18 protein-coding genes are annotated in these 24,733 nt (G+C 45.3%); 10 read left to right on the top strand and 8 right to left on the bottom strand.

From position 1 onward, the window contains the following. Nucleotides 1-8: 8 nt before the first annotated feature. The 5 genes from ACTQ53_RS01940 to ACTQ53_RS01960 all read right to left on the bottom strand — a co-directional run bounded on the left by ACTQ53_RS01940 (nucleotide 9) and on the right by ACTQ53_RS01960 (nucleotide 12,925). A complete protein-coding gene (locus ACTQ53_RS01940) occupies nucleotides 9-2,039 on the bottom strand; it encodes a glycoside hydrolase family 28 protein (protein WP_441931830.1) in 2,031 nt (676 codons plus the stop codon). 186 nt (nucleotides 2,040-2,225) lie between these two features. Continuing rightward, complete coding sequence (locus ACTQ53_RS01945) at nucleotides 2,226-3,950, bottom strand: hypothetical protein (protein ID WP_441931831.1); 1,725 nt, start codon at nucleotides 3,948-3,950, stop codon at nucleotides 2,226-2,228. A gap of 40 nt (nucleotides 3,951-3,990) precedes the next feature. Then, a complete protein-coding gene (locus ACTQ53_RS01950; RefSeq protein ID WP_294969968.1) occupies nucleotides 3,991-5,964 on the bottom strand; it encodes a RagB/SusD family nutrient uptake outer membrane protein in 1,974 nt (657 codons plus the stop codon). 104 nt (nucleotides 5,965-6,068) lie between these two features. Then, nucleotides 6,069-9,377 (bottom strand): SusC/RagA family TonB-linked outer membrane protein, encoded by a 3,309-nt coding sequence (locus ACTQ53_RS01955; RefSeq protein WP_294969965.1) that lies wholly within the window; start codon nucleotides 9,375-9,377, stop codon nucleotides 6,069-6,071. Between the two features lie 974 nt (nucleotides 9,378-10,351). Continuing rightward, the gene (locus tag ACTQ53_RS01960) at nucleotides 10,352-12,925 is read right to left on the bottom strand and encodes a glycoside hydrolase family 88 protein (RefSeq protein ID WP_441931832.1); all 2,574 of its coding nucleotides are present in this window, start codon (nucleotides 12,923-12,925) and stop codon (nucleotides 10,352-10,354) included. Nucleotides 12,926-13,172: 247 nt separating this feature from the next. On the opposite strand from ACTQ53_RS01960, the gene ACTQ53_RS01965 reads away from it, so the two are divergent. Further along, nucleotides 13,173-13,769, top strand: coding sequence for a sigma-70 family RNA polymerase sigma factor (locus tag ACTQ53_RS01965; RefSeq protein ID WP_294969958.1), 597 nt, complete (start codon nucleotides 13,173-13,175; stop codon nucleotides 13,767-13,769). Here the strand turns inward: ACTQ53_RS01965 and rpe are convergent. Together rpe and ACTQ53_RS01975 are read right to left on the bottom strand one after the other, a co-directional pair. Further along, nucleotides 13,766-14,431 (bottom strand): ribulose-phosphate 3-epimerase, encoded by a 666-nt coding sequence (gene rpe / locus ACTQ53_RS01970; protein ID WP_294969955.1) that lies wholly within the window; start codon nucleotides 14,429-14,431, stop codon nucleotides 13,766-13,768. The genes ACTQ53_RS01965 and rpe overlap by 4 nt on opposite strands. A gap of 44 nt (nucleotides 14,432-14,475) precedes the next feature. Next, nucleotides 14,476-14,604, bottom strand: coding sequence for a hypothetical protein (locus tag ACTQ53_RS01975; protein WP_256620870.1), 129 nt, complete (start codon nucleotides 14,602-14,604; stop codon nucleotides 14,476-14,478). A gap of 529 nt (nucleotides 14,605-15,133) precedes the next feature. On the opposite strand from ACTQ53_RS01975, the gene trpD reads away from it, so the two are divergent. From trpD to ACTQ53_RS02010, 7 genes are all read left to right on the top strand, one after another. Further along, on the top strand, nucleotides 15,134-16,141 hold the full coding sequence (gene trpD / locus ACTQ53_RS01980; protein WP_441931833.1) for an anthranilate phosphoribosyltransferase: 1,008 nt from the start codon (nucleotides 15,134-15,136) through the stop codon (nucleotides 16,139-16,141). Nucleotides 16,142-16,288: 147 nt separating this feature from the next. Then, nucleotides 16,289-17,095, top strand: a complete 807-nt coding sequence (gene trpC, locus ACTQ53_RS01985; protein ID WP_441931834.1) for an indole-3-glycerol phosphate synthase TrpC — start codon at nucleotides 16,289-16,291, stop codon at nucleotides 17,093-17,095. Between the two features lie 164 nt (nucleotides 17,096-17,259). Beyond that, nucleotides 17,260-17,880 (top strand): phosphoribosylanthranilate isomerase, encoded by a 621-nt coding sequence (locus ACTQ53_RS01990; protein WP_441931835.1) that lies wholly within the window; start codon nucleotides 17,260-17,262, stop codon nucleotides 17,878-17,880. A 44-nt stretch (nucleotides 17,881-17,924) separates the two neighbouring features. Continuing rightward, nucleotides 17,925-18,701, top strand: coding sequence for a tryptophan synthase subunit alpha (trpA, locus tag ACTQ53_RS01995; protein WP_295345823.1), 777 nt, complete (start codon nucleotides 17,925-17,927; stop codon nucleotides 18,699-18,701). 71 nt (nucleotides 18,702-18,772) lie between these two features. Then, complete coding sequence (trpB, locus tag ACTQ53_RS02000) at nucleotides 18,773-19,972, top strand: tryptophan synthase subunit beta (protein ID WP_441931836.1); 1,200 nt, start codon at nucleotides 18,773-18,775, stop codon at nucleotides 19,970-19,972. Between the two features lie 27 nt (nucleotides 19,973-19,999). Further along, the gene (locus ACTQ53_RS02005) at nucleotides 20,000-21,460 is read left to right on the top strand and encodes an anthranilate synthase component I family protein (RefSeq protein WP_441931837.1); all 1,461 of its coding nucleotides are present in this window, start codon (nucleotides 20,000-20,002) and stop codon (nucleotides 21,458-21,460) included. An 89-nt stretch (nucleotides 21,461-21,549) separates the two neighbouring features. Beyond that, nucleotides 21,550-22,113, top strand: a complete 564-nt coding sequence (locus ACTQ53_RS02010) for an anthranilate synthase component II (RefSeq protein WP_153125076.1) — start codon at nucleotides 21,550-21,552, stop codon at nucleotides 22,111-22,113. Nucleotides 22,114-22,211: 98 nt separating this feature from the next. Here ACTQ53_RS02010 and ACTQ53_RS02015 read toward each other — a convergent pair whose 3' ends face one another. Next, a complete protein-coding gene (locus ACTQ53_RS02015) occupies nucleotides 22,212-23,192 on the bottom strand; it encodes an ROK family protein (protein ID WP_294969140.1) in 981 nt (326 codons plus the stop codon). Nucleotides 23,193-23,354: 162 nt separating this feature from the next. Here ACTQ53_RS02015 and ACTQ53_RS02020 point away from each other — a divergent pair, with 162 nt between their 5' ends. Then, nucleotides 23,355-24,032 carry a LysE family transporter gene (locus tag ACTQ53_RS02020; protein ID WP_294969137.1) on the top strand — a complete coding sequence of 226 codons (678 nt, stop codon included), beginning with the start codon at nucleotides 23,355-23,357 and terminating at the stop codon, nucleotides 24,030-24,032. A 76-nt stretch (nucleotides 24,033-24,108) separates the two neighbouring features. Then, on the top strand, nucleotides 24,109-24,663 hold the full coding sequence (locus tag ACTQ53_RS02025) for a DUF4924 family protein (protein WP_153125051.1): 555 nt from the start codon (nucleotides 24,109-24,111) through the stop codon (nucleotides 24,661-24,663). Nucleotides 24,664-24,733: the final 70 nt, after the last annotated feature.

The raw sequence follows: 24,733 nt of genomic DNA on the forward strand, positions 1-24,733 counted from the left end.
TAAATGAATTATTTAGCTACGTATTTCTTGTTATTGTAGATATAGATACCTTTTTTGAGACCTTGCAGGTCTTCTGCCTTGGCATTGAGCTTTACCATGCGACCGCTGAGGTCGTAAATGTTGTTATTGTTTACCTTGGCGGTTAAAACAACATTGTTGATACCGGAACTAGTTACCTTTACACCTTTCAGAGTGATAATCCAAGCGGCTTGTGCATCTTGTGGTGTGAAGGTAAGAGCGCCTGTAGCTGGAGTGTCTAGAGTAATATCAAACATTGTGCTCGTATCCGTTTGGGTTGTACGGCTAGGGAACACATATTTATCGCTGGCAAAGGTTGTTCCGTTCAGTTCGCCGAGATAGCAGGTCTTGTTGTTTTCATTGGCATATCCTGCAAATGTAGCCGATGTAATGGTAATATTCTCGGGCAGGTTGATGGTAAACTGTACGCCCTTGCTGTACTTGATGGTATTGTTTTTAGCTGTAGCGTAACCTTTGCTGCTCTCTATGCTGCAACCGTTATTGAACGTCCATGGTGATGGATCTGCGGTTGAAGAAGTGCTGGTTGATGCATCCAGAATATAGCTTATTTCTGTTGTCTCACCTGGGTTTGGAGTGGGATCTGGATTTGTACCTGCCCCTGTAGCATCACACTGGTCGTCTACTGTAGAATCGTACTGGCGAACCCAGAGTTTGCCAGACTGGCATGTAATCTTAGAGTTGTTCTTGAATACGAGATTATCTACGAAACGGATATCGATACCTGTCTTTGCCGAAATCTGCACATTGTCGAGTGTTACATTCTTGATATGACTCTCAGGACGGCCAACCAGGAAGATGGCTTTGCCATCGCAAACATCTGTTGTCTTCACGTTCTGAAGCAGGATACCATTGTATGTTGGGGATGTGCTATCCAAAACTCTTGCATTTGCCTTATCTACGGCAGGATCGCTGTTGTAGTTCTTGTCGTAGTAGCAGTCGATTGAGAATGGGTTCTTCACCTTGGTCATGGTGAAGTTGGTGAACTTCCAGTCCTCCTCGCCACCGCCACGCAGCGTACCATCACTGTTGATACCCGTTTTCATGCGGATACCGGCAGTTGTACCATTCATGGTGATGTTGTCGAACCATACATGCTTGATGTTCTTGGTGTAGCTACCGATAGAAGCACCATGTCCTGTACCGAACTTGCAGTTCCAGACATGGATGTACTGTGCATCATTGTCGCAAACCACGTTATCATCACCTGTACTGATGTTGCAGTTATAGATGTTCATGTGATGACCCCAGATGGAGATACCGTCTGTGTTATGAGAAGGCTGCTCTGTCTTGGTTTCAGAAGAAGGGTTATAGATGGTTACATCATGAACAGTACCATTGTTTGCACCATTGCTGTTACTCAAGGTGATGTTGACACCCGGAGTATTTTGAACCTTGAGATTGCGAATCAGGAATCGGCTGCCTTTCTCGAAGCGGATCATGGCTCCGGGATTGAATGTCTCCTTATTGTCGCGAGCCTTCCACCAGCGGGTTCCCTGTCCATCAATGATGGAAGTCTCATTTTCACCCTCTATGACAATGTCGCTTTGGTTCTTGTTCTTGCAACCGATAAAGATCGTTTTGTTGTTAGGCGCCTTGCCATATTCCACGAGCTTCAAGGTGGCTCCAGCGCAAAGGTGGAGTACAGTCTTTGACTTGATGCTGAGCACCTCAGTAGTGCTTGTCATCTGGTCTTTACTTCCAAACATCCAGGTACCCGCAGGTATTACGACCATACCGCCAGTTGAAGGAACAGCATCAAGAGCTTTCTGGATAGCCTTGGTATTATCTGCAGCAGATGTAGAGGCGCCATAATCCTTGATGTTAAACGTATTTGCCGAAGTGATAGCAGGCAACTGAGGCAAGTTGACTGCAGTCCAACCCACAGGGGTGTTCTGTGCGTTCTGCTCAGCAGTGATGCCGGCGAAAGTTTGTGCCTTAGCAAAGAAAGGCACAGCCATGAGTGCTGCGAGCACGATGGTTTTGATCATTTTTCTATTCATATTTTTAGGCTTAATTTCTTTTTGGCAAAGTTACTACTTTTCTTTCAATAACTCATACTATCAGTGTAGAAAAACCACGAAAACGATTACGCAATTCATCAGCCTTATCTTTATGAATCATGATTGGAAACAAATAAGTGCAATACCCGCACCGGGCATTGCACTTTAATATAATTGATAGTAGGATTACTTCCACTTAGAAGCACCTGCTTCACTGTCAAGACTTGCGTTGAACTTGAATTCACCATTTGCTGGAGCAGTCCAAAGTTCAGTCTCAGAACCCTTGAAGTCGATAAGACCTTCAATACCATATGTAACAGCGTCTGCACCTATTGGTGTGTAAGCAAAGTTAGTCTTGTATGAACCTGCAACAGAAAGCACTGTGCTTGCACCATTCAGAAGAACACTTCCCTTAGCGCCTGGTGTGTAAAGCTGAAGTTTTGCTCCTGCACTTCCGTCTGTAGCCATAGAAGGACCAAAGATGCTGTTGGTGATGTTCAAGTTTGCTGCATTTGTAGCAAAACGGAACAATGGTGTGTTAGCATTTGCTGTAGTCTCCATTGGAGCATAGCAGAATGTACAGTTGTTTACATTTACAGTAGGAGCCTGGGCAGTCTTACGTAAGTCGCAAAGCATAATAATGTTTGTAATAGTACAATCATCGAATGTTACGTTGCGGAAATCTCCACCCTTATCTGCGATAGTTACAACACCCTGATCACCGACACCATCAATTGTACAACCCTTGAAGGTAACGTTCAGGAAGTTGTCGTTGTTCTTCTGACCTCTTACTACACCACGGAAACCGCGGATGTAGCAATCGTTGAAGATGAGTTCACTGATGGTAGAACCAGTACCGCTGACATTGATAACCTGACGGCCACCGAAGCCCTTATCTTTACCAGCGAGGAATGCATCCTTATCAGCTTGCTTATCGCTAATCATATCGATGCTTTCGAACTTCACCTTATCGATATTAACACCCTTCTTGACGTTCATACCACCAGAGAAGGTGAACTGAGCGTTGCCACCCAATGTCATACCGGTAATGAAGGTGATATTGCGGTCGAGACTGATAGAGTTGTTGATCTTGTATTCCTGTTCACCACGGAGGATGATAGTCATACCGTCCTTAACCATATTCCAGAATTCTGCAGTCTTCAATGTATCCTTAGCTTCCTTAGCATCCCAGTTGCGGGTATCCAACCACATGCCTTCTCCATACTTCTCGTCGAAGTTGACGCTAGCCTTGGTTGTAGCTGTTGTTTTACCTGCATAGGTAGTATTATTGAAGTCAGAAGAACTGTCGTATGTCTTGAATGTGTATGATGTTTCTGGCTGCAAGCCATAAACATCTACATATCCCTGAGCATATTCGGCATCGCTAACTTTAACAGAGATTGTATCATGGTTTTCTGCTTCTTCAGCAGGGCAAGCCATTACATACTTGATTTTCTGGCCACCTTCAGCCCAGGATACACGAGCAGCGTTATCAATAGCCTTGGCACCAGAAACCTTTGTTGGGTAGTTGATGCTCTGAGCCTTTACCTCATAATACTCAGATTCCTTGTTGTTGCCAATACACTTGATTCTTACACCATACTTCTCGTCCCATCCTAAGTCATCGAAAGTATAGGTATCATTCTCTGTTGTGGCTTTCTTGATTACTTTCAGGTGATTTGTGCCATCCTCATCTGTAGATGTCACAAGACCCAATTCCAACTCATAACTGGTGGCACCTTGAATCTTATCCCATTCTACCTTCAAGGTATTTGAGTTGACAGTTGCGCTTGCAATTGGACGGAACAAACGAGGTGCATCGCCCAAGTTGTCATCGTCGCTACAGCTTACCATTGTGGTACCAACTGTAGTAGCGAAAAGCATAGACAATATATATTTATTGTATTTCATAATTACTTACTTTTATTTGTTATGGACTACATAACCCGATTTACTTGTTGCGAATAGCATAACCTTCGTTAGACAATACACCGTTTGAAGAAGCAATGTTGTCCTTAGGGATAGGCAAGATATATGGAGTTACCTTTTTGCGGAGAGGCTCCATGTCTTCTGCACCTGTTGTCACAACTCCGTCTGTCAAACCAAACCATGAGTATAAGAAAGCCTCATTCATGACACCCTTCTTGATTGTGTTGCCATCTGCGTCGGTTCCATACTTTGTGTTTGTTGTTGGATCAGTATCACTGACAGACATGTATGTATCCAAGAACTTGATATATTTCAAACCATCGAAAGAAGCTCCCGCAGTCTTGATGTCATCATCTGCAAGTGTTGTTGCCTCTTTGTATGGGCTTGCACTGTTATCACGATAAGTGAAATAGTTGTTCTCGAACTGAATCTCGCCATTTACATAGTTGTAGTAGAGGCGTGGTGCGATGCCCATATCAACAATTTCTTTAGTCTTGTCGTAGACGAATTCACCACCCTCCAGACGGAGCTGGTTATAGTTCATAGTTACGTCACGAACCCACTCCAGAGTATTAACGATGGCATCTGAGTAGTAGTTCCAACGAACGAGGTCGAACTTGCGGATGCACTCGCCACCAAACTCCCAAGCACGTTCGTTGATGATAGCTTTCTTGAAAGAGTCGTGATCGTTGAGATTATCAACATATTCATTCACCATCTCGTTCTTGTTGGTTGCATTTGCAAAGGCACGGTTACGAACTCGCTTCAACATCTCCTTTGCCTCAGCAGTAGGACCATTGTTGATTTCGTTATCAGCTTCAGCGAGGAGTAACAATACGTCAGCATATCGCAGGATAGGGAAGTTGATACCAGTACCCTTAGATTCAACGTTGTTGACACTCAAATCCATGCGGCACCATTTAGCTGGCTGGATGTTGACGCCATCCACTGCTGCCTGCTTGTTGTCGTACAACCAACGGTAGTTAGCACATGTAGCCTTCAGACGCTGGTCTTGTGCATTGAATGAGCATGCATAGCTTGGAGTCAGGTTGGTATAAGTAGTACCAGCACCCTTAGAACTTGAAACTACGCTCAAGCCAAGACACCAACCGATGTCACCACCTGAGTTTGGAACATAACCCATCTCGAACAATACATCACCATTAGCTGGGTTGCAGCCGTTGATTTCATTATCAAAAATCTGCTTGAAGTTGTTGTTGAGCTGACGGTCCTTCAAGGAAATCAACTTCTTGGCATAAGCCTTAGCAACCTTGTAGTAATCGTCTGCAGAAGTAGCTGTAGCCTCGTTACCATTCTCATCTACATAATGTACAGTATATTCATCGCCTGTACCTGTGCTGCGGGCCATTGTACCATTAGCCTGCATAGAGTAACCTGCACGGAACATAGCCAACTTGGTAATGAAACCGAGAGCGAACTCACGGTTCATACGCTCTACTGTAGCTTTGCTGCTCCACTGCATCTCACCCTCATTGTTGATGAGGTCCTGAATCAAGTGAGTATAGATGATGTTCTTGTCTGTACGTGGATCATTATGCATATCGTCCTTAGATGTAGGAGTTGTAGCAAATGGCACGTCACCCCAGAAGTTACACATCAGGAAATACCAGTATGCACGAAGACAGATAGCCTCACCATGAAGCTGCTTCATGTCAGCATCTCCGTTCTTGTAAGCATCGCTTGCCTCAATACCTTCAATACACTGGTTTGCGAAATCAATGGCTTTCTGGGTGTTGTTCCAGCAGTTCTTGATATCACCGAAGTATGATGGGTTCAGTGCCCAGATACCACGACGGGTAGTCTCAGAAGCTTGAGCCTTCTTGACGAAACCGATCTCTACGTCGGTATTCTGCATCCAGTTGGTGCTCATACGTGATGTATAAGTATCCTCGCAGAAGTAGGCATATACATGGTCTACCATCTTGCGGGCATCAGTTGCGTTTGAACACAGGTAGTTCAAATTGTCTGTAGACAAAGTCTCTGTGTCCAATAAGTCACTACAAGAGTTAAAACTTGCTCCTGCAATGAACATTGATATATATAGAAATATACGTTTCATAATTTGTATCTTGTTTTCTATTAGAATGAAATGTTTACACCTGCTGTCCAAGAGAATGACTTAGGATATGATGAGAAGTCGGCACCTGGAGTCAAACCGCTGGTCTTGCTGCCACGGATTGATGAGTTAACCTCTGGGTCATAACCTGAGTAGTTGGTCAAGCAGAACAAGTTTGTCAATGTGCAGTACATGCGTAGTGAGTTGCAAGCGAACTTCTTGGTCCACTCCTTAGGGAATGTGAAACCTACTGTCAAGTTCTGCAAACGGAGAAATGAACCATCCTCAACAGCCCATGATGAAGGTACAGGGTTGTTATCTGACAAAGTTGCTGCGCTCCAAATAGAAGCATTTGCATTCATATTCTTCAATGTCTCGTAATCTGTTACGATTTCACCTGTAGCCTGATCCATGTAAGTCCATGCCTTACCGCCCAAAGTTACAGGAGTCATTTCCTGACGGAGACTTGCGTATGTATTACGGTATGACTGTGATGTAACCATCTTGTCGAGGTTGTAAACGTCATTACCTACTACGAAGTTGAAGTTGGCAGTCAGGTCAAACCACTTGTATGTGGCGTTGAGGCCGAAACCACCCTGGAACTTAGGCTGGGTTTTACCGATGATGGTGCGGTCTGACTCTGAAATCTTCTTGTCACCATCAAGGTCTCTTACCTTCATTGCACCTGGACGGAGACCTGCCTTAGAACCTGCAGTAATGAATGAACCATCTACTACATCTTCCTTCAGGATATAGTTACCGCTCTTGTCAAATACGAACTGAGTCTTGCCGTTCTCATCGGTTGTGGTCTGGAAGTCATCAACAGTGTAGAAACCGTCGCAAACGAAACCATATACCAATCCGAGAGGCTGACCTACAACAACTCGGTAGTCGTCGTAACCGCGCATGTCGGTAGAGAAGGCACCAGAGTTGTAAGACTGGTAAGTCTGACCACCAGCCAACTTGTCAACTTTGTTCTTATTGAAACCAACGTTGAAGTTGAAGTTCAAAGAGTAATCCTTCTTGCGGAGGATAGCTGCATTCAAGTTCAACTCAACACCACGGTTAGATGTCTGACCGATGTTCTGCTGCATAGAAGTATAGCCGATTGCTGTTACAGGAGCATCGAGGAGCAGGTCCTTTGTGGTGTTCCAGTAGTAATCCAAGCTACCTGAGATACGCTCATCGAAGAAACCAAAGTCCAAACCAACGTTACGTGTAATGGTGGTTTCCCACTTCAATTCTGGGTTAGCCAACTGAGAATTGTTCAATGTATAGTGAGGGTTCTGCTGGTTACCTGCACCATAATATTTTCCGCTACCATAAGCCTTGTAAGTTGTCTCATACATGGAAGAGCTGATACGGTTGTTACCTGCTGTACCGTAAGAGAAACGGAGTTTCAGGTTAGACAACCAGTCCTTTGTATTTATCATCCAAGGCTCCTCTGCGATACGCCAACCCAATGCGGCAGCAGGGAAGTAGCCCCAACGGTTGTCCTTCACGAACTTAGAAGAACCATCGGCACGCATAGTGAATGTCAGCAAATAGCGGTCTGCATAAGAGTAGTTCAAACGACCGAAGAAAGAAAGAGTACGATCTTCCTGACCCAATGAAGAGTTGATGGTACGGGAACCTGTTGCACCTGAGTTTGATGCAAGACTTGCAAACATCTTCTCTGGAGCAATGTCCTTCTGGAAGTATTTAGCGATAACGCTGAGGCTCTCATTGTTTGTTGCTACATACTCCTGGCCAATCATGGCGTTCAGATTGTGTACCTTGTTAAATGTCTTGTTGTAAGTCAAGGTATGGGTCAGACGGAGCTTCCAGGTATCTTTCTTGGTCCATTCACCCATAGGAAGGCTACCGCCATCCTTTACAGCCTTGTCACTCAAAGCAGCATAATAATCTTTCTGCTGGAAGAAGGTGTAGTCGTAACCAGCCTCTGCACGATATGTAAAGTTCTTGAGGAACTTCCATGTAATGGCACCATTATAGTTGTAACGGCGTTCATTCTTTCTTCTCCAGTAGTCATTTACCTTATCCTGCAAACTGCGGGTAATAGAGATGTACTCATCATACTCATCGTCTGGAAGAGTTGAAGGATCGATGTCAAGCTGATCGTAGAGACCATTAACAGGACCCTTGGTAATAGCCTCATAAGAACGGATCTTGTAAGTACCACCACCTGTACCAACACCCTTGGTTGTAACATCAGCCAGACGCATACCGAAGTCGAGCTTCAAGTTCTTGCAAATCTCATGATTCAACTTGAAGTTTACATTGAAACGGTCGTAACCGTTGGTCTTCATCAAACTGTTGTCGTTGGTGTAAGTACCGCTGAGGTTGAACTTAGTCTTTTCAGAACCACCGCTAACACTTACGTTGTGAGACTGTGAGAGATCGTGATTGCCGAACATCTCGTTCTGCCAGTCATGCCCCTGCTGATACTGATACAAGTCGAGGTCTCCGAAAGAACCGAAACGCTTTTCGAAGCTACTGATATCAGATGTACCGCGGAGAGCAGCACGTTCATAGTTGTACATAACGTACTGATAAGGAGTCATGGTGTCAAGAGTCTTGGCGATGCTCTTGCCCTGAACGTAGCCATTGTAAGAAACAACTGTCTTACCAGACTTAGCGCCCTTGGTAGTAACCAGGATTACACCATTTGCACCCTGAGAACCATAGATAGCTGTTGAAGCAGCATCCTTCAATACGGTAATGTCCTCAATGTCAGAAGGAGCAATGTCACCGATGCTGGATACTGGGAATCCGTCTATGATGTAGAGAGGAGAGTTGTCGCCAGTGATAGAACCACCACCACGCACCTTGATGATCATTTCTGCATCAGGTGAACCGTCGGTAGTTGTAATCTGCACACCAGGCAACTTACCTGTCAAAGCTTCTGCTGCATTTGTAACAGGAACCTTGGTCAGGTCTTCACCCTTTACGGTAGCAACGGCACCTGTCAGATCCTTCTTTTTAACTGTACCGTAACCGATGACAACGACATCGTTGAGGGAGTTAGCTTCGTCCTCGAGCTTTACTGAAATGGTTGTTTTACCTGCAACATTAATTTCCTTTGCTTTCATACCGATGTATGAAATCTTCAGTTTCTTACTGCTGCCTTTCAAGTTTACTGTGAAGTTACCGTCAATGTCGGTCACGCCACCATTGCCAGCTACACCTACCTCCATGACAGATGCGCCTATGATTGGCTCGCCCGTATTGTCAGTAACAACTCCTTTTACCGTTTGCGCAGAGACGCTTGTTACCATGAACATGAGCGCACCTGCAAGCGCAATCTTCTTTCTGTTATAATTACCAGACATACACTTATAGGTTAGATTATACTATTATAAAAATTTGTTTTCTTACTCTCGATTTATACGTTTAAGTAGACAAAAAGCCCTGTGCAAAAATTACGCATTTATAGCGCTATTTTATACACAGTCTGTTTTTCCGCCTGCAAATATAGGTAAAAAAAATGAATTACGTTCAAGATTCACGTGAAAATAATACGTAAACGTTTGCTTAAAGATTGTTTTTAACATACCTTCCCCTAAAGGTAACTGCTCAGAACCCCTATGTGCATAACTTCATTCACTTCTGAAAGAGGCTCTTTCCACTTATTGCCTAACTATGGCACAATATTGCCCTCTACTGAGGCAACTTTTTGCCATTGCCGGGCACAAAATAATGCGTCGGGAGAAAAATTTCGGTAGGCCTTCCATCGCCATTCGGAATATGCTTTTCGGCTGCTGGAAGCGTGGTTTTGCACGTGAAAAACCTTACTCTCAATTTTACCCTTCACCTTTCACCTTTTCGCCGGTAACCCCGATAAACACTGGGGGCATGAGAGGTGAAGGGTGTTTTTGAATGTAGCTTTCTATCCACCGCTCCCTGAATTTTCTATCCAGTCTTCTCAACTCTGGATGCTAGAAAACTTTTATGTCTCACAATACGGGGTTAGCCGAAGGCTTACACTGAGTTGTTACGAAACGGAAAAGAGAGTGTGCCATAAATTCTTGACGCACTATCTTGTTGTTGATATATTACTGAAATATTATTGGAAAAGACAGTATAAGTTTTTGAGTTAATCAGCTTCTTCGGCCGCACAACAGCTGTTGTGCGCTTGCATATCAGCTGATATGCGCTTGCACAACAGGTGATGTGCATGTGGTAGTCAACTGTTGTGCGCTAACTGTTTTCTAGACTTATGAATCGCCCGTGTTCAGTATTCGTTTACTGTAACACGGGCGTTATTTTTTTTTTCGTTCTTCCTTTCGGACAATATACAAAGCTTTTATTTGTTCAATCCCTGCTGTTCCATTTCCAGGCTAGCCCAGATGAAAGGACCAACGCCCTTGGCATCGTTGTCGCGGATAGGCTCGCTCATGTAGTAGTTGAAGCTGCCATCGCGCTTGAAGTTTGGCTTCTTGACGTACGGACCAGGACCAGGGCCGAGACCACTTACAGAACAGCACTTGGTAAGACTGATGGTCTTGTCTGGGTTCACCTTGATGAACTGGTTCAGGATTCCGTTGTAAGCCTTTACACCGGCATCACGGTATTTCTCTGAGAGGTATCCCTTGCGGTAACCCTTGAGCAATACATAGGCAAACATGCTTGAAGCAGTACTCTCCAGATAGTTGCGAGGATCCTTGACGTCCATCACGTCATACCATACGCCTGTAGCCTTATCCTGGTATTTCACTACGCTAGCCATCGCCTTGTTCAAGAGCTTGATAACCTCATCGCGGCGAGCGTAATTCTCAGGCATTGCATCGAGACATTCGGTCATTGCCATTACATACCATCCCAAGGCTCTAGCCCAGGTATGCTGGCTCTTACCGTTCTCCTTGTCTGCCCAGAACTGCTCGTGAGTCTCATCCCAGGCATGCTTCCAGAGCTGGGTCTTCTCGTCGTAGGTGCGGAGGTCGGTCTTGATCATCTGGTCTACCGCATCGTTCAGATACTTCTCTGCCTTCTTGGGCTTCATGGTCTGTACGGCATAGTTGCAGTAGAAAGGCAAGCCCATGAAGATACCGTCGAGCCAAACCTGGTTGGCGTAGATAGCCTTGTGCCAGTAAACGCCTTCCTGGGTGCGAGGCTGGTTGACAAGCTGTTTGAAGAGAGTCTTCAAAGCTTTCTCAGTGCCCTTGGTAGGAGCAATGTTGTGCATACGGAGGATAAACTTGGCTGTTCGAACATTGTCGAGGTTGAAATCCTCATACTTGTAGCCGGTAATATTACCCTTCTCATCAATCATGGTCTTAGGATATTCCTTCAGATATTCGAGGATAGACTCATTGCCTTCCTTGTATGCTTCGTAAGTATCGAGCATACCTTCCATTTCGATGCCCATTACATAACTCCACTTTGGTTTCTTGCTGAAATCAAGGAGATAAGAATGAGGAACGCGCTTCATCTCGCTGTGGGTAAGCCACTCTGAATAGTTCTTGTATGGCTGCTCTCCTGCGTTGAGAACAAGAGAACCGTTGATGTAGAGGTTGTCGAACTTCACGTTGCGGGTCTTGCCTGTAATCTTGACTGGCTGCTTCTGTACACCGTCGAACTTACAGTTCTTGATGTTGATGTCGTAAACATTCTCTACAGCGTCACGGCCAATGATGAGAACACCATAGTTGCTCTTCTGGCAGGTAACGTCTTCTACATTCACATTGCGTACGGTTGGTTCGAAACCACGGTAGCAAACTTCCTTAGACTCGTAATCGAGGTTGATTTTTACTACAGCTTCGCCACACTGACCTACCTTGATACGGCGCATGTTGATGTTCTGAATCAGTCCGCCGCGGCAATTATTGGTCTTGATGCGGAGGATACGGTCCAGATGAGGAGAGTCCATCTCGCAGTCTTCAGCGTAGACATTCTCGCATCCGCCGGAAATCTCAGAGCCGATAACCACACCTCCGTGACCATCTTCCATCTTGCAGTTGCGGATGATGATGTTCTTGGAAGGCTGGTTCCAGAGACGACCGTCATTGTTGCGACCGCTCTTGATGGCGATGCAGTCATCACCAGTATGGAAGATACAGTTCTGGATGAGAACATTCTCGCATGCCTCAGGGTCGCAGCCGTCACCGTTAGGACCTTCGTTCCAGATGTAAACCCCATCTACGGTAATGTTCTTGCAGAGGAGAGGGTGGATAACCCAGAAAGGAGAGTTGATCATCTTGACATCCTTGATGAGGATGCGCTCGCTGCGAACGAAGTTGATGAGCTGAGGACGGAGCCCCTGACCCATACCGAACTTTCTTTCATCAAAGGCCACGCCGTCTTCAGCCTGCTTCAGCAGTTTGGAGCGTGAACCCAACTTCTGGCTTTCGGTGGTTACTCCAGCCTTGAATCCGAAGCGTGGATTTCCGTTCCACTGCCACCATGTGTCGTTGTTGCCGCCACCATCGATGGTACCTTTACCTGTAATGGCGATGTCTTTAGCCTGGTAAGCATAGATGCATGGAGAGTAGTTCCAGCAAGCCAAGCCTTCCCAAGAAGTGCGAACCAATGGATAGAGCTTTGGCTCGAAGGCAAAGCGGAGTGTAGCACCCTCTTCGATAACGAGATTGACTCCCGATTTCAATTCGATGGCTCCAGTGTTCCATGTTCCAGCAGGAATCACCACCTTGCCGCCTTTCTTGGATGCAAGTGAGATGGCACGGTTGATTGCCTTCTGGTTCTGTGCAGCAGAAGCCGTTGTCTTAGCGCCATACGATGTAATGGCGTAAACTTTTTCACTCATTTTTGGCTGTTGGATGCTCTGCTCAATACGCTTGTATTCTTCATCGTCCCATCCAGCTGCATAGGAACAGACAGGAACGAGTAAAGCCACCAACAAAGATTTCAGTAATTTGATCATTGTTTGCTTTTAGATTAAATTAATACTGTGTAAAGTAGTTTATATCACCTTGCAAAGATACATAATTTATTTATATAAACGAGTTTTCTGTATGTTAAAAAAGTGTTTTTTATGAAAAATAACCGGTTTTTCTTTGTTAAATAAAAATTAATTGCTACCTTTGTAGCGATAATTAACATTTATAATACAATAAATAAGGAGATAGCCTATAGATTGGACATTTACTTAATACAAAATAATTAAGAAAATGAGAATACTCGAAGAAATGACAGATGAGGAGTTGGCTTTGGCTTATGTCGAAGGCAACAACAAGGCTTTTGACCTTTTGCTTTCACGCAATGAGGTGAAGCTTTTCTCATATATTATGTTTGTGGTACATGATGAGCAATTGGCAAACGATATCTTTCAGGAAACATTTGTCAAGGCCATCGTCAAGTTGCAGAACCGTTTGTATTCCACAAGCGGTAAGTTCAGCTCTTGGCTCATGCGTATCGCTCATAATGTAATCATTGACGGCTATCGTGAACAGGGCCATTTCCGTATGATAGATCAGGGTGAGAACAACGACTTGTCCAGCCTTCGCGGTGATTCTATCCTTGATAGTTTTGCTGAGCGCGAAATGATTAGAAACCAGGTGTTGGATGATGTTCAGAAACTCATGATGTATCTGCCTGCCAATCAGCGTGAAGTGGTCTATATGCGATATTATCAGCAAATGTCTTTCAAGGAAATTGCCGAAACAACCAATGTCAGTATCAATACCAGTCTGGGCAGAATGCGCTATGCGCTCCTTAACCTGCGTCGTATGGCTAAGGAGCACCATATCTGCTTGCAGCTGGATTAGTCGTCCAGCTGTTTCAGTTCTTTCATTTCATGGATGACGGAGCATGGGTCTGTACTCTTGAATACATAACTTCCGCTCACCAGAACGTTGACTCCGGCTTTTACGAGTCGTGGAGCCGTTTCTGCTTGTACGCCACCGTCTACCTCTATGAGGGCATGGCTTCCGCATTCCTTGATCAGCTTGCGGAGGCGCTGAACCTTCTTGATGGTGTTTTCGATAAACTTCTGTCCTCCGAAGCCCGGGTTCACACTCATCAGAAGTACCATGTCTACATCACAGATGATATCTTCCAATACGCTTACGGGTGTGGAAGGATTCAGTGTGACACCCGCTTTCATTCCTGCAGCATGAATCTGCTGGATGGTACGGTGCAGGTGGGTGCAAGCCTCATAGTGAACGTTCATCATCATTGCGCCCGTCTTGGCAGTCTGTTCGATATACTGTTCCGGGTGAACAATCATGAAGTGAACATCCAGTGGTTTGGTGCAGACTTTGGCTACAGCTTCAAGGACAGGGAATCCGAAGGAAATGTTTGGTACGAAGACACCGTCCATAATGTCCATATGGAGCCAGTCTGCTTCACTCTTGTTGATCATTTCTACATCGCTCTTCAAGTCAATGAAATTGGCAGAGAGGATTGAAGGTGATATTATTGTTTTCATCTTTATTGAGATTGATGTTTTATGACCCTTGGGTCGTTTGAATTCTAGTTGACATAATACGCCTGCTGGGATTCATCTTTATCGAATGCCCGATAGGTGTATGCCAGCTTCTTGATGAAATAGATAGTCTTGGCAGACGGTCTCTTTTTTTCCGAAGTAAATAAATGCTTCATAGGCGTATTATTAAATGATTATTCTATTCTTACTATATTAATAACGATGTGCGTTTGGCTTTATTATATTTCCATGCATTTTTTTCTCTATTTTTTTTCTTTTGCCTGCCTATTCGGTGCATTTTCTTCTATATATAATAAGGTATATGAAAACTTTTTATGTTGAAAAGTGTATGAAAAGTAACTTTTTTCTGTTAAGTACCTAAATTTTCTGATAAATAATTTGTTATTTAAAAGAAAAAGTGTACTTTTGCAAACGAATAGTTATAGTGACTATGATAATAAAGTAAAAAAAATAAAATACAATACAATTATGATGAATTCATTCGTATCTACAGCATGGTGGTGGCGTAACTCAAGATTTAAGAAGTCGTGAGTCGCGAACCCGTGTATGGATATGAATCCTAAGATACTAAGGGCCTGCCGTAACTTACGACAGGTCCTTTTTCTATATTCTAAAGTACTGTATCGTATTTTTCAGATAGTGAGTATTAATATAAAATAGATAAACAGATAGGAGATAATGATTATGGAAATGAAGAATATCTTGAACAGAATGTTGAATCATGAAGAGTTGACTCGTGAGGAAACCAAGGATATTATCATCGGTATTACAAAGAGCGAGTTTCCTGAGGAACAGATTACCGCTTTGCTTACTGGTTTGCAGATGCGTGGCGTTACGGTGGATGAGTTGCTCGGCTTCCGTGATGGTATTTTGGCTACTGGTGTACCTGCCGTCCTGGATTGCGACCGCTATATTGATGTTGTAGGTACAGGTGGCGACCGCAAGAATACTTTCAATATCTCAACCACTTCCTGCTTTGTGATTGCCGGTGCCGGTTATAAGGTGGCTAAGCATGGCAACTATGCAGCAACTTCCGTGAGTGGAGCTTCTAACGTGATCAAGAATCACGGTGTGCAGTTTACTGACGATATGGACAAGTTGAACCGCAGCATCAATGAGGCGGGTATTGTTTATCTCCATGCTCAGCTTTTTGCCAAGGCAATGAAGTTTGTGGGTCCTATCCGCAAGTCTTTGCAGTTCCCTACGGTGTTCAATCTCCTGGGTCCTTTGGTTAATCCTAGTCAGCCTAAATGTCAGCTCCTGGGTGTTGCCAATCTGGATCAGATGCGCCTTTACAATCAGGTTTTTCAGAAGATAGGTATTGATTACGGAATCGTGAACAGCATTGACGGTTATGATGAGATTTCATTGACCAGCGATTTCAAGGTAACCACCAATAACTATGAAAAGATTTTCAAGCCACAGGATCTCGGTTTTGATTTGGCTAAACCGGAAGAGGTAAGAGGTGGAGCTACTGAGGAAGAGGCTAAGGATATCTTCGATGCAGTACTAGAAAACCGTGCGCTTCCTGCTCAGAAGAACATCGTTCTGGCTAATGCTGCCTTTGGAATCCAGGTGATGGAGAAGGGACTGAAGAGCATCGAGGAATGCGTGGAGATAGCTAGAGAAAGCATCGACTCCGGTAAGGCGCTAGCTACATTCAAGAAGTTCGTGGAGCTGAATAGAGACTAAAAACTGAGGGAATCCGATGGACTGGGGGGAATATCCGGTGGAATCGGATTCAACGGTGGCCCAGAGGGGGGACTTGATTCCTGTTTCTGTTTTTCAGGGAGGATAGGTAATCATAAAGTTCAAGGTTAAAAGTTCAAAGTTGAAAAAATGGCTGATATATTAGAAGAGATAGTGGCACATAAGAGGATTGAGATAGAGCAGCGCAAGCGCTTTATCCAGCCTCGCCAGATGATAACCCTCACCGAGCAGAAGATGCAGGAGAATGGGGGAAAGGTGATGGGAGGAAGTATGAAGGAGGCGCTGGTGAATTCTGAGACAGGAATCATCGCCGAGTTCAAGCGCAAATCGCCAAGTAAGGGGTGGATCAAGGAGGAAGGCAAGCCTAGCATCATTCCTTTGAGCTACCAGAAGAATGGAGCTTCTGCCCTGAGTATCCTTACCGATATCGATTACTTCGGTGGTTATGATGAGTATATCCAGGAAGCGCGCCATGTGGGTGTTTCTATACCTATATTATATAAGAACTTCGTCATCGAGGAATATCAGCTCTTGCAGGCTAGATATTGCGGTGCTTCTGCTGTATTACTCATTGCGGCTTGCCTCAGTAAGGAAGAATGCAAGCGGCTGATGAACATGGCTCACCAGCTGGGGATAGAGGTGCTGCTGGAGATGCATAACGAGCGAGACTTCGAGTATGCGGAGCTGGAGCCGGATATGTATGGAATCAACAACCGCAACCTGGGTACCTTCGTTACGGATGTTGAGAATAGCTTCCGCTTGGCAGAGAAACTTCCGAAGAATGTATGCAGGGTGAGTGAGAGTGGAATCTCCAATCCGCTGACCGTTCGCCGATTAAGAGAAGAGGGCGGTTTCCGTGGCTTCCTGATGGGTGAACAGTTCATGAAGCAGGCTGACCCGGGAATTGCGCTTGCTGAATTCATTTCTAAATTATAGGATTTATGCAATTTTTGCTCCCTACGCCCTGAACCAACGGTCACCGGCCGAAGGGAAAGGTAAAGGGCAGAAGTTCCTAGCTCAGGGCAACGCCCTGGGTATAGATAGCCGTCAGTAATGCGCCCTGTAAGGGCAAAAGCTTTAGAATCATAAATAATAATATAATGTTAGTAAAGGTTTGTGGAATGCGTGAACCTATGAATATAGAGCAGGTTGCGCAACTCGGCGTAGACATGATGGGATTCATTTTCTATCCTAAGTCTCCACGATATGTTAGCCAGGCGGTGGATCGCTCGGACTCTGACCGGAAGGTTTGCAGAGTGGGAGTTTTCGTGAATGATTCCATTCCGGATATGGTGGATAGGATTCATTCCTTTTCCCTGAATGCGGTGCAACTGCATGGCGGCGAGAGCTGGGAAGTTTGCGAACAGCTGCGTGAAGCCAACGGGGAGATTAAGATAATCAAAGCCATCAGTGTTTCTGATGCCGGGGATATTCAGAAATATAAGGAGTATGTAGGCGCTGTTGACTACTTCCTTTTCGACACCAAATGTAAAACGGTGGGTGGAAGTGGTCAGCAGTTTGATTGGCAAGTTCTCGATGAATATGATGGCGATGTTCCATTCCTATTGAGTGGTGGCATTGGTCCGGAGGATGTTTCCCGCGTTCATTCTTTCCATCATCCAAAATGCGTTGGTATCGACCTCAACTCCAGGTTTGAGATAGAATCGGGGGTAAAGGATGTGGAGAAACTTAGGAAATTCCTTTTAAAAGTAAAAAGGTAAAAAAGTAAAAAAGTAAAAAAGTAAAAAGATAAAAAGTTTAAAAAATGAACAAGATAAATGTATTATTTGCAAACAATAAAGACCGCAAGCTTTTGAGCTTGTATTTCTGTGCTGGCTGCCCAACCTTGGAAGGCACCGGCGATGTGATTAAGGCGATGGAACGTAAGGGCATCGACATGATTGAGGTAGGAATCCCTTTCAGCGATCCGTTGGCTGATGGTCCTGTGATTCAGAGCGCAGGAACCAAGGCCTTGAAGAACGGAATGACCGTGAAGAAGCTCTTCGGCCAGTTGAAGGCTATCAAGGATGAAGTCCAACTTCCATTGGTACTGATGGGTTATCTCAACCCTATCATGCACTATGGCATCGAGGAGTTCTTCAAGAGTTGCGTAGAGAGCGGAGTCAGCGGAACCATCATTCCTGATCTTCCTTTTGATGATTATCTGAAGGTGGTGAAGCCGATAGCAGACAAGTACGATATCCGTGTCATCATGATGATTACTCCGGAAACCAGCGAGGAGCGCATCCGCTTCATCGATGAGCATACCGATGGCTTCATCTATATGGTTAGCTCCGCCAGCATCACGGGTGCCCAGAGCAACTTCGGTGATGCCAAGCTCGCTTACTTCAACCATATCAACAGCATGAACCTCCGCAACCCACGCATGATCGGTTTCGGTATCAGCAACAAGCAGACCCTTACCAGTGCGCAGGATAACGCAGCCGGTGCCATCATTGGTAGCAAGTTCGTGACTTTGCTCAATGAAACCATGGATCCAGACAAAGCTCTGGATGAACTCTTCGAGGCACTCAAACATTAACATTGAACTTTATGATATGCTGTCTTGATAATCATAAAGTTCCAAGTTCAAAATTCAAAGTTTAAAGTATTATGTATCAAGTTGACGATAAAGGATTTTTTGGAAAATTCGGAGGAGCTTACGTTCCTGAAATATTATATAAGTGTGTAACTGAACTCCAGCAGGCTTACAAGCCTATCATCGAGAGCGAGGAGTTCAAGAAAGAATATCATGCCCTGTTGAAAGATTACGTGGGCCGTCCTTCCCCTCTCTATTATGCTAAGCGCATGAGCGAGAAGTATGGCTGCCAACTCTATCTGAAGCGTGAGGACCTGAACCATACCGGTGCACACAAAATCAATAACACCATTGGTCAGATTCTGATGGCAAAGAAGATGGGCAAGACCCGTATCATCGCCGAGACTGGTGCCGGACAGCATGGTGTTGCTACTGCCACCGTCTGCGCCCTGATGGATATGAAGTGCGAAATCTTCATGGGTGCCACCGATGTAGAGCGCCAGCATACCAACGTGGAACGTATGAAGATGCTGGGTGCCAAGGTAAACCCTGTTCGCACAGGTAATATGACCCTGAGCGATGCCTGCTCTGAGGCCATCCGCGACTGGTGCTGTCACCCACAGGATACCTTCTACATCGTAGGTTCCACCATGGGGCCGCATCCTTACCCAGATATTGTGGCAAAGATGCAGAGCGTCATCTCTGAGGAACTGAAATGGCAGTTGGAGGAGAAGATTGGTCGCGATTATCCTGATTACCTCATCGCCTGCGTGGGTGGCGGAAGCAATGCTGCAGGTACCATCTATCATTACATCGATGATGGTCGTGTTCAGATTTATCTGGCTGAGGCTGCCGGTCATGGCATCGATACCAACTATACCGCTGCCACCATGCATTGCGGAACAGAGGGAATCATCCACGGAGCCCGCACCCTGGTGATGCAGACAGAGGATGGTCAGATTGAGGAAGCCTTCACCATCAGTGCCGGTTTGGATTACCCAGGCATCGGACCTATGCACGCCGACCTTGCTACCCGTGGAAGAAGTCATGTGCTTGCCATCAAGGACGATGAGGCTATCTATGCCGGTTATGAGTTGACCCGCATGGAGGGTATCATCCCAGCCATCGAGAGCGCACATGCAGTGGCAGCCTTGAAGAAGATGAAGTTCAAGAAGGACGATGTCGTTGTCCTGACCGTTTCAGGCCGTGGCGACAAGGATGTGGAGACGTATTTGAGCCATAAGGAAATGGCAGGAGAATATGGCAATTTCTAAAGCATGATTTCAATCAATAAGAGAAAAATGGCAAAGTTTAATTATAAGACAGTAACCCGCAAGATTCTTGCTGACCTCTATACGCCGGTGGGAGTCTATATGCGATTGAGAGATATTTATCCCCAGTCGGCTCTGATGGAGAGTTCCGACTATCATGGTTCCGAGAACTCCAGATCCTTCATCGGTGTTCATCCGTTGGCAAGTATCGCCGTGAGCCATGGCGAGGTGATCAAGACCTATCCTGACGGCAGCGTAGATAAGGAAACGCTCCCTGCTTTCGGCGAAGGAAAGGGCGAGCAGTGCAAGCTCGCCATCTCCAAGTCAATCAATGATTTCATCAAGAGTTTTCATGTAGAAGGTGAGAGCAAGGACTTCTGCGGCTTGTATGGTTTCACCACCTTCAATGCTGTGAGATATTTCGAGAATATCCCGGTAAAGGATACTACGATGGAGAAGAACGATGCTCCGGATATCTATTATATAATGTATAAGGATATCATCGTTTTCGACCACTTCAACAATACGATGGAGTTGATTGCGCTTCAAGAGAGTGAAGAACGAAGAGTGAAGAGTGAAGAATCTCACTCTTCACTTCCTGAGCTCGATGCCCTGCTCAAGGCCGTGAACAAGGCGAACGTGAAGCCTTATGATTTCCATCCAGTGGGCGAAACATTTTCTACCCTTACCGATGAGGAGCATAAGGAGAACATCCGCAAGTGCATCCAGCACTGTCTGCGTGGTGATGTCTTCCAGATTGTTGTCAGCCGTCGCTTCATACAGAAATACGAGGGCGATGACTTCAAGCTCTATCGTGCCCTGCGCAGCATCAACCCATCGCCATATCTCTTTTATTTCGATTTCGGAGGATTCCGTATCTTCGGTTCTTCACCGGAAACCCACAACCGCATCGTTGGCGACAAGGCGTTTATCGACCCTATTGCCGGAACCACCAAGCGTACGGGAGATATGGAGCAGGATAGAAAGGCTGCCGAATTCCTCCGCAACGACCCGAAGGAGAATGCCGAGCACGTGATGCTGGTTGATTTGGCGCGCAATGACCTGAGCCGCAACTGCCATGGCGTGAAGGTAGATTTCTATAAAGATATGCAGTTCTATAGCCACGTCATCCACCTGGTGAGCCGTGTGAGCGGAACCCTGGATCAGGATGCCGACCATATCAAGGAGTTTATCGATACCTTCCCTGCCGGTACCCTGAGCGGTGCTCCAAAGGTAAGGGCGATGCAGATTATCTCCGAACTGGAGCCTCATAACCGTGGAGCCTACGGTGGCTGTATCGGTTTCATCGGCTTGAATGGTGATTTGAATCAGGCTATCGTTATCCGAACCTTCATCAGCCGAAATGGCGAACTCTGGTTCCAGGCAGGAAGTGGAGTAGTGGCGAAGAGCAACGACCAGTATGAACTGGAAGAGTGTAATAACAAGTTGGGTGCATTGACCAAGGCGATACATATTGCAGAGAAGCTTTAGGTAGTGATTAGTGAGTAGTGATTAGTGAGTAGTGATTAATGATTAGTGAGGAATAATCACTAATAAATAATCAATAATAAATAATGAAGATGAAAGTAGTAATCATAGATAATTACGATTCCTTCACCTATAATCTGGCACATCTGGTGAAGGAGTTGGGAGCAGAAGTTACGGTTTATCGCAATGACCAGTTCCAGTTGCGCGAGCTGGAGCCATTCGATAAGATTATATTGAGTCCGGGTCCGGGAATCCCATCCGAGGCGGGTTTGCTAATGGATGTCATCAAGAAGTATGCGGGCATCAAGCCGATGCTGGGCGTCTGTCTGGGTCATCAGGCTATCGGCGAGGCGTTTGGTGCCAAGTTGACCAATCTCTCTGAGGTTTATCATGGAGTGGCAACACCCTGTACACAGTTCGGCAACGACCCGATTTTCCGCGGTATGGATAAGCGTATAGAGATAGGCAGATACCATTCATGGGTGGTAGACCGTACCGGATTTCCTGAGTGTCTGGATGTAACCGCCGTGAGCGATGATGGTTGCATCATGGGATTGAAGCATAAGAATTATGATATTCACGGCATCCAGTTCCATCCCGAGAGCGTGTTGACGCCGGAAGGCAAGACCATTGTCAAGAACTGGTTGTTTGACTAGTAGGATATATAAAAAAGTAAAAGCTTGACGCTCTCACGAGTGCCAAGCTTTTTCCATCTTAAAAACAGATGATGACCTAAGTGTTATATTATAAAATTCTACAATTCCCAACCCACAGCGCTTGCACCAAGTACAGCAGCTGAGCTACCATCGAGGGTAGAAACAAGGAACTTAGCCTTGCCCTTGTAAATCTTCAATACGGTCTTGTCGTAAGCTTCCTTTACAGGCTTCATCAGGAGATCGCCAGCCTTGGTCAGACCACCGAAGAATACGAATGCCTCAGGAGCAGAGAATGCTGCGAAGTTAGCACAAGCCTCACCCAGCATCTTGCCGGTGAAGTCGTAGATGCTCTTAGCCAAAGCATCACCCTTGCCTGCAGCCACACTTACGTCGTATGAAGTAATATCTTCTGGCTTCATATCGCGGAGCAATGAAGGCTCATTAGTCTTCTGAAGGAATTCACGGGCAGTGCGAGCTACACCGGTAGCAGAGCAGTATGCCTCCAGGCAACCCTTGCGGCCGCAGCCACATGGACGACCTTCCTCACCAGGAACCATGATTACGTGACCCAACTCGCCAGCGAAACCATCGCTTCCGTAAACCATCTGACCGTTGATGACGATACCAGAACCCACACCAGTACCGAGCGTGATATCGATGAAGTTCTTCATACCGCGAGCCACGCCATAAGTCATCTCGCCGAGAGCAGCAGCGTTGGCATCATTGGTCAAAGCAACAGGAATGCCACCGAGAGCCTTGCTGAAGAGATCAGCCAATGGCACAACGCCATCATGAGCCCAAGGCAGGTTTGGAGCAAATTCGATAGTTCCATTATAATAATTGCCATTAGGTGCACCGATACCCATAGCCTTAATCTTATCGAGACCACCAACGGTATCGATTACAGGCATGAGCGCTTCTGTTGCAGCCTTTACATAGTCGTCTACATTATCATAGCCCCCAGTTTTAATAGCTGTTGTAGCTTTGATTTCTCCACGTGCATCTACGATGCCGAAAACAGAGTTAGTACCACCGAGGTCTAATCCGATAACATACGGTTTCATTGCATTTTCAGTCATGTTATTCTTTAAAATTAGTTAGAGTGTTGTTAAATTATGACGCAAAGATATATAAAAGTAGCCAAAAAAACAAGATTTATACGATAAAAAAATGTGAAAAGCGAATATTTTATTAGAAATATAGTCGAATATGCTCGAAATTTTGTATCTTTGCCAGCTGTTATGAGTTTAGCATTTCCAATAGAGATAAATATTCTTGATTTCATATTCAAGGGAATTATCATAGGCGTGATTGCCTCGGCTCCAATGGGACCCGTTGGCATCTTATGTATCCAGCGCACTTTGAACAAGGGGCGCTGGTATGGTTTCGTTACGGGTATCGGTGCCGCTTTGAGCGATATTGTCTATGCGCTCTTTACGGGTCTCGGTATGAGTTTTGTAATGGACTTTGTGAATAACGCCCAGAACAAGTTCTATCTTCAGATTTTTGGAGGTATCCTGTTGCTGGTATTCGGTGTTTATTGCTTCAAGAGCAATCCGATGAAGAATATGCACAAGTCGAGCAATAAGCAGGGCACGCTTCTGCATAACGGCATTACTGCGTTTCTGGTTACGCTCAGCAATCCGCTCATCGTATTCCTCTTTATGGCTACGTTTGCACAGTTTGCCTTTGTGGTGCCCGATATGCCGATAGAGATGGGTGTGGGCTATCTGAGCATCGTCTTCGGAGCTTTGCTGTGGTGGTTCGGACTCACCTGGCTCATCGATAAGATCAGGGGCAAGTTTGATACCAATGGCATCCTTATTATTAATAAGGTGATAGGTAGCGTGGTTATCATCTTCTCGCTCATCGCATTGGTGGGAACGGTGTTCAATCTCTACCATCTCCCTGAATTCTAGGAGAATTTAGACAGACCTTTAAACAGAAGAAGGCAAATCATAAAGTTCAAAGTTCAAAGTAAAGAGTTCAAAGTATATGTTTGTAGCAAAAGAATTAAGAAAGAAGAGTATCGCTGAATACCTCTTATATATGTGGCAGATTGAGGATATCATCCGTGCTTACGGCTGCTCGCTGCCTGTTATCAAGAAGAATTATATAGAGCGTTTCGATTTCACTCCTGAACAGAAGGACGAGGAGATAGACTGGTTTGGCAACCTCATCCGCATGATGAACGAGGAGGGCAAGCGTGAGTATGGTCATCTCGATATCAACCGAGTGCTCCTGCAGGATGTCATCGACCTGCATGCCCGATTGCTCCAGAGCAGCAAGTTCCCTATCTACAATGCTGAATACTACAAGGTTCTGCCGTTCATCGTAGAACTTCGAAACCGTGGCGATAAGGAACTCAACGAGATAGAAACCTGCCTCGATGCCCTCTATGGTGTGATGATGCTGCGCTTGCAGAAGAAGCCGATTACGCCCGAAACCGAGCGTGCCATCAAGGAAATCACCGTCTTTGTCGGTCTTTTGAGCGATTACTACATCAAGGACCGCACTGAAGGCTTGAAGTTCGAAGACGACGACATGTAGTGATTAATTTTTCGTGATTACTTTTTAGGATATACATATTTTATAATATATATATAACGATATATAACAG

This window comes from Prevotella sp. Sow4_E9_plate (genome assembly GCF_052116205.1).
Taxonomy (GTDB): domain Bacteria; phylum Bacteroidota; class Bacteroidia; order Bacteroidales; family Bacteroidaceae; genus Prevotella.

Excerpts from the sequence above, each read along its gene's own strand:
- trpC (WP_441931834.1), top strand. The coding sequence starts at position 16,289 with ATGGCTGATATATTAGAAGAGATAGTGGCACATAAGAGGATTGAGATA.
- trpA (WP_295345823.1), top strand. The coding sequence starts at position 17,925 with ATGAACAAGATAAATGTATTATTTGCAAACAATAAAGACCGCAAGCTT.
- rpe (WP_294969955.1), bottom strand. The coding sequence starts at position 14,431 with ATGAAAACAATAATATCACCTTCAATCCTCTCTGCCAATTTCATTGAC.
- trpB (WP_441931836.1), top strand. The coding sequence starts at position 18,773 with ATGTATCAAGTTGACGATAAAGGATTTTTTGGAAAATTCGGAGGAGCT.
- ACTQ53_RS02015 (WP_294969140.1), bottom strand. The coding sequence starts at position 23,192 with ATGACTGAAAATGCAATGAAACCGTATGTTATCGGATTAGACCTCGGT.
- trpD (WP_441931833.1), top strand. The coding sequence starts at position 15,134 with ATGGAAATGAAGAATATCTTGAACAGAATGTTGAATCATGAAGAGTTG.
- ACTQ53_RS01945 (WP_441931831.1), bottom strand. The coding sequence starts at position 3,950 with ATGAAATACAATAAATATATATTGTCTATGCTTTTCGCTACTACAGTT.
- ACTQ53_RS01940 (WP_441931830.1), bottom strand. The coding sequence starts at position 2,039 with ATGAATAGAAAAATGATCAAAACCATCGTGCTCGCAGCACTCATGGCT.
- ACTQ53_RS02025 (WP_153125051.1), top strand. The coding sequence starts at position 24,109 with ATGTTTGTAGCAAAAGAATTAAGAAAGAAGAGTATCGCTGAATACCTC.
- ACTQ53_RS01990 (WP_441931835.1), top strand. The coding sequence starts at position 17,260 with ATGTTAGTAAAGGTTTGTGGAATGCGTGAACCTATGAATATAGAGCAG.
- ACTQ53_RS02010 (WP_153125076.1), top strand. The coding sequence starts at position 21,550 with ATGAAAGTAGTAATCATAGATAATTACGATTCCTTCACCTATAATCTG.
- ACTQ53_RS02005 (WP_441931837.1), top strand. The coding sequence starts at position 20,000 with ATGGCAAAGTTTAATTATAAGACAGTAACCCGCAAGATTCTTGCTGAC.
- ACTQ53_RS02020 (WP_294969137.1), top strand. The coding sequence starts at position 23,355 with ATGAGTTTAGCATTTCCAATAGAGATAAATATTCTTGATTTCATATTC.
- ACTQ53_RS01960 (WP_441931832.1), bottom strand. The coding sequence starts at position 12,925 with ATGATCAAATTACTGAAATCTTTGTTGGTGGCTTTACTCGTTCCTGTC.
- ACTQ53_RS01975 (WP_256620870.1), bottom strand. The coding sequence starts at position 14,604 with ATGAAGCATTTATTTACTTCGGAAAAAAAGAGACCGTCTGCCAAGACT.
- ACTQ53_RS01955 (WP_294969965.1), bottom strand. The coding sequence starts at position 9,377 with ATGTCTGGTAATTATAACAGAAAGAAGATTGCGCTTGCAGGTGCGCTC.
- ACTQ53_RS01965 (WP_294969958.1), top strand. The coding sequence starts at position 13,173 with ATGAGAATACTCGAAGAAATGACAGATGAGGAGTTGGCTTTGGCTTAT.